We start from the raw sequence: 14,019 nt of genomic DNA on the forward strand, positions 1-14,019 counted from the left end.
GTCAAAGCGCAGCCATAACATGGGCCCGTGCGTTGACGAATTTCCGTGGCACAAGAGGCGACATGGCCGACGACGCATCCTCGCTGACCTCCGCTTCGCTGATGAGGCCGGGCTCCACCTGCTGGCGCGTGGAGCAGGCCGACCGGCTGGCGCTGTTCATCGACAACGACGAGGCCTTCGACGCCCTGAAGTCCATCCTACTGTCGGCCAGGAAGTCGATCTGGATCCTGGCCTGGGTGTTCGATCCCCTGACGCGGCTGGACCCCGACCGGGTCCGCAAGAGCCGCGACCCCGCCCATGTCGACCGCATCGGCCTCCTGCTGCGCCGGCAGGCGGCGCTGAACCCCGGCCTGGACGTGCGCATCCTGGTCTGGGACATGCCGTTCCCGATCGCCGCCTCGCAGCTGTTCGGCCCGCACCGCGGCCAGGTGTTCTTCACCGGCTCGCGGGTCAAGTACCACCTGGACAACACCCTGCCGGCCAGCGCCTGCCATCACCAGAAGGTGGTCGTGGTCGACGGCTCGGTGGCCCTGGTCAGCGGCGGCGACATCGGCGTCGACCGCTGGGACACCACCCAGCACCTGGACAACGACCCCCGCCGCCGCCTGCCCACCGGCCACCACTATCCGGCCCGTCACGAGGTGGCGTCCCTGGTCGACGGCAAGGCGGCCGAGGCCCTGGGCGACCTGTTCATCGCCCGCTGGCAGCGGTCGACGGGCGAGGCGCTGGAGCGGTCGGAAAAGGCCGAGGAGGCGCCCTGGCCGGACTATCTGATCCCCGACCTGCGCAATGTCCCCGTCGGCGTCTGCCGCACCCAGCCGGCGTGGAAGGGCGAGCCCGAGGTCAACGAGTCGATGCTGATGCACCTGGCCAGCATCAGGTCCGCCCGGCGGCTGGTCTATCTGGAGAACCAGTACCTGACCTCGCCGATCATCGTCGAAGCCCTGGCCGAGCGCCTGGCCGAGCCGGATGGTCCCGAGGTGGTCACCGTCGGCCCCGCCCACAGCCCCAGCTATTTCGACCAGATGACCATGGACAGCGCCCGGACCTCGGCGATCAACCGCCTGCGCGAGATCGACGTCCACGGCCGCTTCTCGGCCTTCAGCGCCCGCACGCCCAAGGGCGCGACGATCATCGTCCACTCCAAGGTGGCGATCATGGACGACCGCGTGCTGCGGCTGGGCTCGGCCAATCTGAACAACCGCTCGATCGGTCTCGACACCGAATGCGACATCGCCTTCGAGGGGACCGACGAGGCCAGCCGCGCCGCCGTGCGCGCCTTCCTGGGCCGGCTGATCGGCCACTTCCTCGACCACGAGACCGGGCACGTGCTCGAGACCTACGACCGGCTGGGCGGCCTGGCGGCGACGATCAACGAACTGGACCGCAAGGGCGGGGCGCCGCGCCGCCTGGCGCCGGTGCCGATCAAGCCGCTGACCGGGGTGCAGCAGTTCATCGCCGACTGGAACCTGGGCGACGCCCTGTCGCCCACCGACGCCTGGCGCCCCTGGGGACGCCGCCGGCGGCTCAAGAAGGAGCTGCACCGCCTGATGGCCGATCCCCGGCCGGAACTGCCGGATCACCTGCAGGACTGATCTTCAGAATGACCGGGGACATGCCCTCGCGGCGTGTCCCCAAGTCCTGGCTCCGTGGATGCTGATGGGGACACGCCGCGAGGGCATGTCCCCACCCCGTCAGGCGCCCGTGATCTCCAGGTCGATCACCAGGGGCAGATGGTCCGAGGCCGTCCGCGCCAGGGGACCGTAGGGCGAGCGCACGCCGACCGTCTCCAGGCCCTTGGTCAGGAAGACGTGGTCGATGCGCATGAACGGGAAGTTGGACGGGAAGGTCGCGGTCGGGGGGCGTCGCCAGGTCGGGCTCTGGGTCTGGGCGTCGCGCAGCGCGGCCTTCAGCAGGCGATAGGTGGCCGAATAGGGCGTGGCGTTGAAGTCGCCCAGCAGGATGCCCGGCGCCTTCCAGTCCTCGTGGGTGATCCAGCCCTCGCCCAGCAGGGCGGCGGCCTGGCGCTTCTGCTCCTGGGGCACCAGGCCGAGGTGCGTGTTGATGATCTGAACGGGCGTGCCGCCGACATCGACGCTGATCCAGATCGCCCCGCGCGGCTCCAGGCCCGGGATCAGCGGATACAGCGGCAGGCCGTCGGCCTTGACCTTCTTCTCGGGCAGGGCGGTCAGGATGGCGTCGCCGTAGAGCTCCTCCTCCACGGCCATGGCCGGATGGAAGTGCGAGCGCATCTTCAGCAGCTCGGCCAGACGGTGGGCCTGGTCCACGCCCTTGGTCCGGGCCCGGCGGACGTCCAGTTCCTGAAGCGCCACCACGTCGGCGTTTTCCGCAGCGATGACCTCGGCCACACGCTCGACGTCGAGCCTGCGATCCGTGCCCACGCAACGGTGGACGTTGTAGGTCATGAGACGAAGCTTCATCCGTCGAAGAGATCGCCTGAGGGAGCTGGAGGTTCCGTCGGGGAGCCGGCGGGCGCGGGATTGCGGCTGAGCATGAACAGGCAGGTCTCGGCCCGCCAGTTCTCGATGGCCTTGGTCGGGTCGATCTGGCGGGCAGGGCCGGCACCGGCGAAGGCGGCGCAGGAGTCGATGCGCACGTCCAGGTCCTCGGTCAGGGCCAGGAAGTCGGCCAGGGTGCACAGGTGGATGTTGGGCGTGGCCCACCAGGGCAGGGGCAGGGCCTCGGTCTCGGGCATCCGCCCGCGATGCAGCAGCGACCAGCGCACGCGCCAGTGGCCGAAGTTCGGGAACGACACCACGGCCCGGTCGGCGATGCGCAGCAGTTCGTCCAGCACGTGGCGCGGCTGGCGCGTGGCCTGCAGGGTCTGGGACAGGATCGCGTAGTCGAAGGTGCGGTCGGGGAAGTGGTCCAGGTCCTGGTCGGCGTCGCCCTGCACCACCGACAGGCCGCGCGACATGCAGGCCGCCACGCCTTCGGCGCTGATCTCCAGCCCCCGGCCGTCGACCTGCTTCTCGTGGGTCAGCAGGTCCAGCAGCACACCCTCGCCGCAGCCGACGTCCAGCACGCGCGAACCCGGACGGACCAGGCGCAAGATTTCCCTGAAGTCCTGGCGGATCATTTCGCCAACCCCCGCTCGCGTTCCACCGAACTCAGGAAACCCTGCAGCGCCGAGTCCATCACCGGCTCGTCGAGCAGGAAGGCGTCGTGGCCCTTGTCGCTCTCGATCTCGACGAAGGCCGCGCGGCAGCCGGCGGCGGTCAGGGCGCGCACGATGTGGCGGTTCTCGGCGGTCGGGTACAGCCAGTCGCTGGTGAAGCTGAGCACGCAGAAGCGCACGTGGCGCGCCCCGGCGAAGGCCTGGGCCAGCACCCCGCCATGGCCGGCGGCCAGGTCGAAATAGTCCATGGCCCGGGTGATGTAGAGGTAGGAGTTGGCGTCGAAGCGGTCGACGAAGCTGGCGCCCTGGTGGCGCAGATAGCTCTCCACCTGGAAGTCGGCGTCGAAGCCCCACGACAGGCCGTCGCGCTGCAGCTCGCGGCCGAACTTCCGCTGCAGGGCGGGCTCGGACAGGTAGGTGATGTGGGCGGCCATGCGGGCGACGGCCAGGCCCTTTTCCGGGCGCGACTTGCCCTGGGCGTAGGCGCCGTTCTTCCAATCGGGGTCGGCCATGATCGCCTGGCGGCCCACCTCGTGGAAGGCGATGTTCTGGGCCGAGTGGCGCGAGGCCGAGGCCACGATCACGGCGCTGAACATCTTGTCGGGATAGTCGGCCGCCCATTGCTGGACCTGCATGCCGCCCATCGAGCCGCCGATCACCGCCAGCAGGGTCTCCACGCCCAGGGCCTCGATCAGCATGGCCTGGGCCCGGACCATGTCGGCGATGGTGATCACCGGGAAGCTGAGGCCGTAGGGCTGGCCGGTGGCCGGATTGATCGAGGCCGGGCCGGTCGAGCCCCCGCAGCCGCCGATCACGTTGGAGCAGATGACGAAGTGCCGGGCCGGGTCCACCGGCTTGCCGGGGCCGACCAGCCGGGTCCACCAGCCGGGCTTGCCGCTGGTCGGATGGACGCCGGCCACGTGCTGGTCCAGGCTCAGGGCGTGGCAGATGAGGACGGCGTTGGTCCCGTCCTCGTTCAGCGTGCCCCACGTGCGGTAGGCGATTTCCAGGTTTTCCAGCTTGCCGCCGGAGTCCAGCAGCAGGGGGCTATGGGCCGGGAACCGCCAGGTTCCGCCCTCCGACAGCACCTGTCCCGCGAAGTCGAGTTCAGCCATGTCGCCTTAGGACCGCTTGGCGCCCCCCCTGTCAACCGTGGGCTTCGTCAACCATGGCCTTCGTCAAGCGCGGCCTTCGCCAACCGCGCGCTTCCGGAGCGCCCCGGCGAAGGCTATGGAGGATCATGGACCGACTGATCCTCATGCGCCACGGCAAGGCCGAACCGCACGCCGCCTCGGGCGGTGACTTCGAACGCGCCCTGGCGCCGCGCGGCCAGAACGACTCGGCCCTGATGGGTAAGGTCCTGGTCAAGGCCGGCCTGACGCCGGACCTGGCCCTGGTCTCCTCGGCCCGCCGCACGCGCGAGACCTGGGAGGCGGCCGCCCCGGCCTTCCCCGACGCCCGATCCGAGTTGCGCCGCGACCTCTACCACGCCGAGGCCCAGGACGTGCTGGCGGCGATTCGCGAGGAGGCGCCCGACGGCGGGACGGTGATGGTGGTCGGCCACAATCCCGGCCTGCACGAGCTGGCTCTGCGCCTGGCCATGGGCGGCCCGGCCGACCCCGCCAAGCTGGCCCAGCTGCGCGGCAAGTTCCCGACCGCCACCGTCGCGGTCTTTTCGATCGCCCCTGATGGAGCCCCGACCTTGAGCCACCTGTTCTATGCTTCGGAAAACGGCGGACACGGCGGCGAATGAGTAAGATCTACAAGATCCTCCCGAAGGCCGAATGGGACGCGGCCCGCGCCTCGGGGACCTTCGGCGGCTCGGCGGTCGACCTGGCCGATGGTTTCATCCACTTCTCCGGCCACGACACCGCCCAGAAGACGGCCGAGCTCTATTTCAAGGGCCAGGACGGCCTGATGCTGCTGACCGTCGAGGCCGACGACCTGGGCGAGGCCCTGAAATGGGAGGCCTCGCGCGGCGGGGCCCTGTTCCCGCACCTGTTCCGCGACCTGAAGGCGGACGAGGTGATCGCGGAGCGGGCGCTGGCGCTGGACGCCGACGGCGTGCCGATCCTGGGCGAGCTGCCCGCATGAGCCTGCACGACATCGCCGCCCGCGCCCTGCACGCGCTGGACCCCGAGGACGCCCACGGCTGGGCGATCAAGGGGCTGAAGATGGGCCTGGGCCCGCGCCAGCACGACGTCGACGACCCGATCCTGGCCTGCACGATCGCGCACCTGCCGCTGTCCAACTGCGTGGGCCTGGCCGCCGGCTTCGACAAGAACGCCGAGGTCCCCGCCGCCATGTCCCGGGCCGGCTTCGGCTTCGTGGAGTGCGGCACGGTCACGCCCCTGGCCCAGGCCGGCAACCCGCGCCCGCGCCTGTTCCGGCTGACGCAGGACCAGGCGGTGATCAACCGCATGGGCTTCAACAACGAGGGGCTGGAGCCGTTCGCCGAACGCCTGTCGGCCCTCAAGGCCCGGGGCGCCGCCGGAGGCCGCCCGCCCGTCGTCGGCGCCAATATCGGGGCCAACAAGGACGCGACCGACCGCATCGCCGACTATGTGACCGGCCTGACGCGGCTGTGGGGCCTGTCGGACTATTTCACCGTCAACATCTCCTCGCCCAACACGCCCGGCCTGCGCGCGCTGCAGACCAAGGCGGCGCTGGAGGAGCTTCTGGGCCGCATCGCCGAGGCGCGGGGCCTGCTGAAGGCGGCCGGCACGGTCGACTATCCGATCTTCCTGAAGGTCGCGCCCGACCTGGCCGACGACGAGGTCGAGGCCATCGTCGAGACCGCCACGGCGAACGGCCTGAACGGGATCATCGTCAGCAACACCACCATCGCCCGGCCCGACCATCTGGCCTCGCCCGAGAAAGGCGAGAGCGGCGGCCTGTCCGGAAAGCCGCTGCTGACCGCCTCGACCGCCGTGCTGTCCTGCTTCCACGCGGTCAACACCGGCCATCTGGCGCTGATCGGCGCGGGCGGGATCGCCAGCGGCGCCGACGCCCTGGCCAAGATCAAGGCGGGCGCCTGCGCCGTGCAGCTCTATTCGGCCCTGGTCTACGGCGGTCCGGGCCTGGTGCAGCGGATCAAGGCCGACCTGGCCGCCCGCCTGCGCGCCGAGGGCTTCGCCTCGGTGGCCGACGCGGTCGGCGCCGGATGACGCCCGACGCCACCCTGGCCTGGCTGCGCCGGTTCGGGCCCCTGGGCGCCCTTCTGATCCTGCTGGTCGTCGCCCTGGCCAGCGGCCTGGCAGGCAAGCTGGACCTGGCCACCCTGCAGGCCCACGGCCAGGCCCTGCAGACCTACGCCGCGGCCAACCCGCTGAAGGCGGCGGCGATCTATGTCGTGATCTACGTGGCCACGGTCTCCGTTTCGCTGCCGGGCGCCCTGATCCTGTCGCTGACCGGCGGCTTCCTGTTCGGCCCTATCGGCGGCGGCTTCGCGGCGGTGACCGGCGCGACCGGCGGCTCGACCGTGGTCTATCTGGTCTGCCGCACGGCCTTCGGCGACTTCCTGCGCCGCAAGCCCGGCGCCCTGCTTGTCCGGATCGAGGAGGGCTTCAAGGCCGACGCCTTCTCGTACCTGCTGACCCTGCGCCTGATCCCGGCCTTCCCGCTGCTGCTGGTCAATGTCGCCTCGGGCCTGATGAACATCCCGGTGCGGACCTATCTGCTGGCCTCGTTCCTGGGGATGGTGCCCAGCTCGTTCGTCTATGCCGGCATCGGCGCGGGCCTGGGCCACATCTTCGCCAGCGGCGAGCCGGTGACGATGCACACCCTGTTCTCGCCGCGCATCTATCTGCCGATCATGGCGATGGGCGCCCTGGCCCTCCTGCCGCCGCTATGGCGCTATTGGCGACGCCGACGCGTTGCCGAAGCCCCAGACCTGAAGTAACCCAGACAGATGACCGAGCCGGTCACGCCGTCCGTTCCGGAAAAAGCCAAGCCAGGGCGTCGCTTCCCGTGGCCCGGCGGCCTGTCGGCGCGCCTGCTGCTGCTGACCGCCCTGTTCGTGGCGATCGCCGGCGCGGTCATCCTGCCCCCGGCCATGGCCTATCTGGAAGAGCAGTGGCTGCTGGACCGCGTGCGAGCCGCCGAACTGGCCTCGACCATCGCCGACGCCGACCCCGAGCGGCGGGTGACCGACCGGGTGTCGCAACAGCTGCTCGACCAGGCCGGGGTTGTGATCGTGGCGCTCGAGGTCGACGGCGCCCGCCGCCTGGTCCTGCCCACCGAGCCACGCGGCCTGAAGATCACCACGCCCTATCTGGTCGACCTGCGCCGCCAGAACCCGGGCTCGTGGCTGGCCGCGCCGTTCTTCACCCTGAAGAGCAAGCCCGGCAGCATGGTGCGGGTCATGGCCGAGCCCCGCTTCCGCCAGGAGGCCGAGTTCGTCGAGATCGTCCTGCCCGACGCCCAGCTGAAGGCCGAGCTGATCGCCAATCTGGGCCGGCTGGCCGGGGTGACGGTCTTCGTCGCCGCCCTTGCCGGCGGGCTGATCTACCTGTCGCTGAACTTCCTGCTGGTGCGGCCGATGCAGCGTATCACCCAGGCCATGGAGCGGTTCCGCGCCGATCCCGAGGACCCCGCCGCCCGGGTGGTGGTCTCGCGCCGCCGCGACGAGATCGGCCGCGCCGAGCGCGAGCTGGACATGATGCAGACCGACCTCCTGACCGCCCTGCAGGCCAAGGCCCGCCTGGCGGCCCTGGGCGAGGCGGTGGCCAAGATCAACCACGACCTGCGCAACATGCTGACCAGCGCCCAGATGGCCTCGGACCGCCTGGCCGCCCTGGGCGATCCCAAGGTGGCCCAGGCCCTGCCGCGCCTGGAGCGGGCCCTGGACCGCGCCATCACCCTGGCCAGCGACGTCATGGCCTACGGCAAGTCCAAGGAGCCGGCCCCGGCCCTGCGCACCACGCCCCTGCGCGCCGCCCTCGACATGGCCGCCGAGGATTCCGGCCTGCAGCCCTCGGGCGTGGCCCTGGAGACGGTGATCGACAGCCGCGAGCAGGTGATCGCCGACCCCGACCAGCTGCACCGCATCCTCACCAACCTGCTGCGCAACGCCCGCGAGGCCATCGAGGGCGCGCCCGATCGCGGCGGCAAGGGCCGGGTGTTCGTCGAGCTGCGCCGGGCCGAGGGCATGAGCGTCCTGCGGCTGTCCGACGACGGTCCGGGCGTGCCGGAGAAGGCGCGCAACAACCTCTTCCAGCCGTTCGTGGGCTCGGTGCGCCGCGGCGGCACGGGCCTGGGCCTGGCCATCGCCCGCGAGCTGGCCCAGGGCCACGGCGGCGACCTGGCCCTGGTCGAGACCGGCCCGGGCGGCTCGGTGTTCGACCTGACCCTGGCGGGCACGCCCGACCCCCTGCCGGAAGCGCCGGCGGAAGAGGCCAAGCCGAAAGCGAAGTCGAAGCCTTGAAACCCTCTCCCAAAGGGAGAGGGAGGGACCCATGCGCAGCATGGGAGGGTGAGGGGTTAAGCGTCAGACGGCGTGCCGGCAGGGCGTTCGCGAGAAGACGGCGAGGGTGTAACCCCTCACCCTCCCACCGCTGCGCGGCGGGCTCCGCCCTCTCCCTCCGGGAGAGGGTTTCTTACAGCCCCTTCGCCACCCCTTCGCGTCGGGGATCGGCGCCGCCTTCCAGCACGCCGCCCGGCCGCACGATCACGCCGTGCAGGCCCGAGCCCTCGACCTGGCCCGTGCGGATCGCCACGCCGCGCGCCTGCAGGGCCGAGGTCATCTGCGGGCCGAACCGCTCGACGTCGGCCGAGAACATATCGCCGCGCGCCACCAGGTTGGGCAGGTTGATGGCCTGCTGCATGGTCAGGCCCCAGTCGAACACCCCGACCATGGCCTTGAGGTTATAGGACAGGATCGCCGAACCGCCGGGCGAGCCCAGGGCGGCCAGGAACTTGCCGTCCTTGTCCAGCACCACGATGGGGACCATCGACGAGCGCGGGCGCTTGCCGCCGGCCACGGCGTTGGCCCCGGGGGCGCCGTCGCCGTCATGCGGGTCGAAGTTGAAGTCGGTCAGCTGGTTGTTGAGGAAGAAGCCGCCGACCATCCGGCCCGAGCCGAACACGCTCTCGACCGTGGTGGTCATCGACACCACGTTCCCCTGCGGATCGACGATGACCATGTGGGTGGTGCCGGCCGGCTCACGGGTGCTGTCGGGTCCGACGACGGGCGCGCCCTTGGGCAGGCCGAAGCTGGGCGCGGGGCCGGCGGTGTCGGTGATCAGCTTGGCGCGCTCGGCCACATAGGCCGGGTCCAGCAGGCCGTCGATCGGCACCTTCACGAACGACGGGTCGCCGACGTAGCGGTCGCGGTCGGCGTACATCACCCGCTCGGCCTGGGCCAGCAGGGTCCAGGCCACGGGATCGGTCGGGCCGCGCCGGGCGATGTCGGTGTGGTCCAGCATCATCAGGGCCTGGATCACCGACACGCCGCTGGACGACGGGTTGGGCACGCAGACGGTGTAGACCTTCCACGGCCGGCACAGGGCGTCGGCCGAGCGCGGCTTGTAGGCCTTCAGGTCCGCCAGGGTCATGCTGGAGGCCAGGTCGCCCTGGTGCAGCCGGTCGACGATCTTCTGGGCCAGCGGGCCCTCGTAGAGGGCGCTGGGGCCCTTGGCGGCCAGGTCGCGCAGGGTGGCGGCGTAGGCCGGGTTCTTCAGGGTGTCGCCGGCCTGGTAGAGCTGGCCGTTCGGCTTGGTGAAATAGGCGATCACGTCCGGCGCGGTGTTCTGCGGCACGCGCTTGCTGTTGATCATGCCGGCCAGGCGCGGGCTGACGGTGAAGCCGCCGTCGGCCAGGCGTTCGGCGTCCTTGAACAGGCTGTTCCAGGCGGCCTTGCCGTGCTCCTTCTGGGCCTGGGCCAGCATGCCCACCGCGCCGGGCACGCCGGTCGAGCGGCCCGACAGCACCGCGGTCACGAAGTCCAGCGGCTTGCCGTCCGGGCCCATGAACAGCTGCGGCGTCGCCCCCTGGGGCGCCTTCTCGCGGCCGTCATAGGCGGTCACCTTGCCGGTCTTGGCGTCGTAGAAGACCATGAACGAACCGCCGCCCAGGCCCGAGCTCTGCGGCTCGACCAGGCCCAGCACCGCCTGCACCGCCACGGCCGCGTCCACCGCCGTGCCGCCGTCGCGCAGCACCCGCAGGCCCGCCTCCACCGCCAGGGGATTGGCCGCCGCCACCATGCCGCTGGGCTTGTAGGCCGGGGCTTTCCCCGTTTCCGGGGCGGCGACCGCGCCTTCCGCGGGCGGTCGGGCCTCCGCCGAGAGGGGCGCGCAGCCGGCGATCAGGGCGAGGAGCAGCGGGGCGATCAGGCGCATGGCGAACTTTCGTCGAAGGACTCGGGGCACATGGCCCTGGTCATGGAACGGGGAGGGCGTGATCGCGATCCCCGCACGGCCAAGGTCGTTCCTCTCAAGAAGGGAGCGGAGCCTTGCGGGTCAAGGCCTGGAAGCCCTTCTCCACAAACTTCGCGCATTCTGCATCAAAAGGCGCTTGCGTCCCCGGATCGTCCGGGCTATCTCCCCCGCCTCGCCGAAAGGCAGTGCGCGCCCGTAGCTCAGCTGGATAGAGCATCAGACTACGAATCTGAGGGTCGGACGTTCGAATCGTTCCGGGCGCGCCATTTTCTCCCAAGTTTCTAGCTGGTTTCCACCCCGCCGATTTCGCGGGCGTCGGCTCGTGCGGTCTCCCGCGCCTCGCCGTGCATCCAGCCCTTCCTCGCCAGCCAGGCCGCGAAGACCGGCAGGGCCAGAAGGGTCAGCGACGTCGAGGTCAGCAGGCCGCCGATGACGACGGTGGCCAGCGGCTTCTGCACTTCCGCGCCTGGGCCGACGGCGACCGCCATGGGCAGGAAGCCGAGCATGGCGACGAGGGCCGTGGTCAGCACCGCCCGGAGGCGGCTCACCGTGCCCGACACCACCGCCTCGACCGGTTCGAGCCCGTCGGCGAGTTGCCGCCTTATGCTCTGCATCAGCACCAGGCCATTCAAGGTCGCCACGCCCGAGACGGCGATGAAGCCGACGGCCGCCGAGATCGAGAACGGCGCGCCGCGCAGGGCCAGGGCCGCCGCGCCGCCGACCAGGGCCAGGGGCACGCAGGCGAAGACCAGGGCCGCCTCCGCCGCCGAGCCCAGGGCGAAGTAGAGCAGGATCGCGATCACCAGGAAGACGACCGGCACGATGACCGCCAGGCGCGCCGAGGCCCGCTCCAGGTTCTCGAACTGGCCGCCCCAGTCCAGCCACGAGCCGGCGGGGAGGGGAACCTCGTCGCGCACGGCGGCCTTGGCGTCGGCGACGAAGCCGCCCAGGTCGCGGCCCCGCACATTGGCCTGGACGATGATCCGGCGCTTGCCGTTCTCGCGGCTGATCTGGTTGGGGCCCTCGCTGGCGTCGAAGCGGGCCAGGGTCGAGAGCGGGATCGCCGCCGTGCCGGGCGGCGCGCCTTCCGGCATGACCGGAAGCTGGCCCATGACAGCCGGGTCGTTGCGCCGCTGCTCGTCCAATCGGACCACGACGTCGAACCGCCGGTCGCCCTCCAGGATATGCCCGGCCTCGCGCCCGCCCAGGCCGATGGCCAGGGCGTCGGCGGCGTCGCTGGCGTGGACGCCCAGCGCGGCGGCGGCCGTGCGGTCCACCGTGGCGGTGACGGTGGGCTGGCCCGAGACCTGCTCGACCTTGACGTCGGCCGCGCCCCGCACCCCGCGCAGCGCCTTGGCGATCTTCCGGGCGGTCTGGTCCATGACCGCGAAGTCGTCGCCGTAGACGCTGACGGCGACGTCGGAGCGGACCCCCGCGATCAGCTCGTTGAACCGCATCTGGATCGGCTGGGTGAACTCGTAGACGTTGCCCAGGTGCTTGCCCAGGGCGCTTTCCATGCGCTCGACCAGCGCCGCCTTCGGCAGGCGCGGATCGGGCCAGTCCTTGCGCGGCTTGAGGATGACGAAGGTGTCCGAGGCGCTGGGCGGCATCGGGTCCGAGGCGATCTCGGCGGTGCCGGTGCGGGTGAACACCAGGGCGACCTCGGGCATGGCCGCCAGGGTCTTCTCGACCCGGAACTGCATGGCCTGGCTCTGCTCCAGCGAGATCGACGGCACGCGCGCGGCCTGGACCAGCAGGTCGCCCTCATCGAGGGTCGGGATGAACTCGCGGCCCAGGCTCAGGAAGGCGACGAGGCCGATCAGCAGGGCCGCGCCGGCTCCGGTCGCCACCGCGATCGGACGGGCGACCAGGCGGCGCAGGGTCGGCTCGAACCGCGTCCGGACGGCGGTCATGACCCGGGTCTCGCCGTGCGCCCTGGGTTCGCCGATCAGCAGGGCGGCCATGGCCGGCACGAAGGTCAGGGACAGCAGGAACGCCCCGGCCAGGGCGAACATCACCGTCGCCGCCATGGGACCGAACATCTTGCCCTCGACGCCCTCGAAGGCCAGCAGCGGCGCATAGACCATCAGGATGATGGCCTGGCCGAAGGCGGCGGGCCGGGCCATTTCCCGGGCCGAGGCGGCCGCGATCCCGATCCGCTCGCGGGCGTCCAGGGGCCGTCCCAGGTCCGTCCGGCGCGAGGCCAGCCGGCCCAGGGTGTTCTCGATCACCACCACCGCGCCGTCGACGATCAGGCCGAAGTCAAGCGCGCCCAGGCTCATCAGGTTGCCGCTGATCCCGAACCGCCGCATGGCGATGGCGGCGAACAGGAACGACAGCGGGATGACCAGGGCGGTGATGATCGCCGCCCGGATGTTGCCCAGGGCCACGAACAGCACCGCGATGACCAGCAGGGCGCCGAAGGCCAGGTTGTGCTCGACGGTGCGGATGGTGGCGTCCACCAGGTCGGTGCGGTCCAGCACCGGCCTGACCACCACGCCGGCCGGGAGGCTGGCCTGGATGTCCTTCAGCCGCTCGCCCACGCGCGCGGCGACGGTGCGGCTGTTCTCGCCGGCCAGCATCAGGGCGGTGCCGATGACGACCTCTCGTCCCGCCTCGCTGGCCGAGCCCAGGCGCGGGGCCTGGCCGACGACGACGGTGGCCACGTCGGAGACGCGGATCACCGCCGAGCCGCGACGGCCCACCGGGGTCTCGGCCAGTTCGGCCAGGGTCTTCACCCTCGCGTCGGCGCGGACGATATAGGCCTCGCCGCCGCGCTGGACGTAGCCGGCGCCCTCGACGCGGTTGGCGTGCTCCAGGGCGTCGATCAGCTGCGGCAGGCTGATGCCGAAGGCCGACAGCTTGGCCGGGTCGGGCTGGACGACATACTGCTTCACATAGCCGCCCAGCACATCGACCCCGGCCACGCCCTTCAGCGTCTTCAGCTGGGGGGCGACGATCCAGTCCTGGACCGTGCGCAGATAGGTGGCCTTCTCGATGTCGGTGGTCAGCCGGTCGCCCTCGGGGGTGACATAGGGCGCGCCGGGGCGCGCCGCGGGGCCCGACAGCTCGACCGTCCAGATATAGACCTCGCCCAAGCCGGTGACCGGCGGCCCCATGCGGGGCTCCAGCCCGTCGGGCAGGGTGGCGCGGGCGGCCTGGAGGCGCTCGTTGATCAGACTTCGGGCGACATAGAGGTCGGTGGCGTCGGTGAAGACGGCGGTGATCTGCGAGAAGCCGTGGCGCGACAGCGAACGGGTCTCGACCAGGCCGGGGATGCCGGCCAGGGCCGTCTCGACCGGGAAGGTGACCTGGCGCTCGACCTCCTCGGGGCCGAGGGCCGGGGCGATGGTGTTGATCTGCACCTGGCGGTTGGTGATGTCGGGGACCGCGTCGATGGGCAGGCCGGCGAGCTGGGCGCCGCCATAGGCCAGCAAGGCCGCGGCCAGCAGGGCGACGATCCAGCGGAAGCGGACGGAGAGGTCGATCAGGCGGTTCAGCATG

At 71.1% G+C, this 14,019-nt stretch carries 11 protein-coding genes and 1 tRNA gene; 7 read left to right on the plus strand and 5 right to left on the minus strand.

What is annotated here, in order from left to right; translation table 11 throughout:
• The first annotated feature begins 62 nt into the window (after nt 1-62).
• On the plus strand, nt 63-1,595 hold the full coding sequence (locus tag WAE60_RS19960) for a phospholipase D-like domain-containing protein (RefSeq protein ID WP_337688182.1): 1,533 nt from the start codon (nt 63-65) through the stop codon (nt 1,593-1,595).
• 99 nt (nt 1,596-1,694) lie between these two features.
• On the opposite strand, the gene WAE60_RS19965 is transcribed toward WAE60_RS19960, so the two are convergent.
• Genes WAE60_RS19965 through WAE60_RS19975 form a run of 3 tightly spaced genes read right to left on the minus strand, consistent with a single transcriptional unit; the run spans nt 1,695 to nt 4,254 of the window.
• On the minus strand, nt 1,695-2,441 hold the full coding sequence (locus WAE60_RS19965; RefSeq protein ID WP_029911478.1) for an endonuclease/exonuclease/phosphatase family protein: 747 nt from the start codon (nt 2,439-2,441) through the stop codon (nt 1,695-1,697).
• The gene (gene metW / locus WAE60_RS19970; RefSeq protein WP_029911481.1) at nt 2,438-3,100 is read right to left on the minus strand and encodes a methionine biosynthesis protein MetW; all 663 of its coding nucleotides are present in this window, start codon (nt 3,098-3,100) and stop codon (nt 2,438-2,440) included. The genes WAE60_RS19965 and metW overlap by 4 nt, the downstream gene beginning before the upstream one ends.
• On the minus strand, nt 3,097-4,254 hold the full coding sequence (locus tag WAE60_RS19975) for a homoserine O-acetyltransferase (protein ID WP_337688184.1): 1,158 nt from the start codon (nt 4,252-4,254) through the stop codon (nt 3,097-3,099). The genes metW and WAE60_RS19975 overlap by 4 nt, the downstream gene beginning before the upstream one ends.
• Nucleotides 4,255-4,379: 125 nt before the next feature.
• Here WAE60_RS19975 and WAE60_RS19980 point away from each other — a divergent pair, with 125 nt between their 5' ends.
• The 5 genes from WAE60_RS19980 to WAE60_RS20000 are packed head-to-tail and all read left to right on the plus strand — an operon-like array spanning nt 4,380 to nt 8,564.
• Nucleotides 4,380-4,892, plus strand: coding sequence for a histidine phosphatase family protein (locus tag WAE60_RS19980; protein ID WP_337688185.1), 513 nt, complete (start codon nt 4,380-4,382; stop codon nt 4,890-4,892).
• Nucleotides 4,889-5,233 (plus strand): DUF952 domain-containing protein, encoded by a 345-nt coding sequence (locus WAE60_RS19985; RefSeq protein WP_029911489.1) that lies wholly within the window; start codon nt 4,889-4,891, stop codon nt 5,231-5,233. Before WAE60_RS19980 ends, WAE60_RS19985 begins: the two co-directional genes overlap by 4 nt.
• Nucleotides 5,230-6,306, plus strand: coding sequence for a quinone-dependent dihydroorotate dehydrogenase (locus tag WAE60_RS19990; RefSeq protein WP_337688187.1), 1,077 nt, complete (start codon nt 5,230-5,232; stop codon nt 6,304-6,306). Before WAE60_RS19985 ends, WAE60_RS19990 begins: the two co-directional genes overlap by 4 nt.
• The gene (locus tag WAE60_RS19995; RefSeq protein ID WP_029911495.1) at nt 6,303-7,040 is read left to right on the plus strand and encodes a TVP38/TMEM64 family protein; all 738 of its coding nucleotides are present in this window, start codon (nt 6,303-6,305) and stop codon (nt 7,038-7,040) included. Before WAE60_RS19990 ends, WAE60_RS19995 begins: the two co-directional genes overlap by 4 nt.
• 9 nt (nt 7,041-7,049) lie before the next feature.
• Complete coding sequence (locus tag WAE60_RS20000) at nt 7,050-8,564, plus strand: HAMP domain-containing sensor histidine kinase (RefSeq protein ID WP_029911498.1); 1,515 nt, start codon at nt 7,050-7,052, stop codon at nt 8,562-8,564.
• Between the two features lie 172 nt (nt 8,565-8,736).
• On the opposite strand, the gene ggt is transcribed toward WAE60_RS20000, so the two are convergent.
• Entirely contained in the window at nt 8,737-10,476 is a 1,740-nt protein-coding gene (gene ggt, locus WAE60_RS20005) for a gamma-glutamyltransferase (RefSeq protein WP_337688191.1), read from the minus strand.
• Nucleotides 10,477-10,704: 228 nt separating this feature from the next.
• Between ggt and WAE60_RS20010 the strand changes: the two genes are divergently transcribed.
• Nucleotides 10,705-10,781: transfer RNA gene (locus WAE60_RS20010), tRNA-Arg, on the plus strand.
• Nucleotides 10,782-10,796: 15 nt separating this feature from the next.
• Here WAE60_RS20010 and WAE60_RS20015 read toward each other — a convergent pair.
• On the minus strand, nt 10,797-14,018 hold the full coding sequence (locus WAE60_RS20015) for a CusA/CzcA family heavy metal efflux RND transporter (protein ID WP_337688192.1): 3,222 nt from the start codon (nt 14,016-14,018) through the stop codon (nt 10,797-10,799).
• Between the last annotated feature and the right edge of the window lies 1 nt (nt 14,019).

The sequence above is a fragment of the Caulobacter sp. CCG-8 genome (genome assembly GCF_037402475.1).
In the GTDB taxonomy this organism is placed as follows: Bacteria; Pseudomonadota; Alphaproteobacteria; order Caulobacterales; family Caulobacteraceae; genus Caulobacter.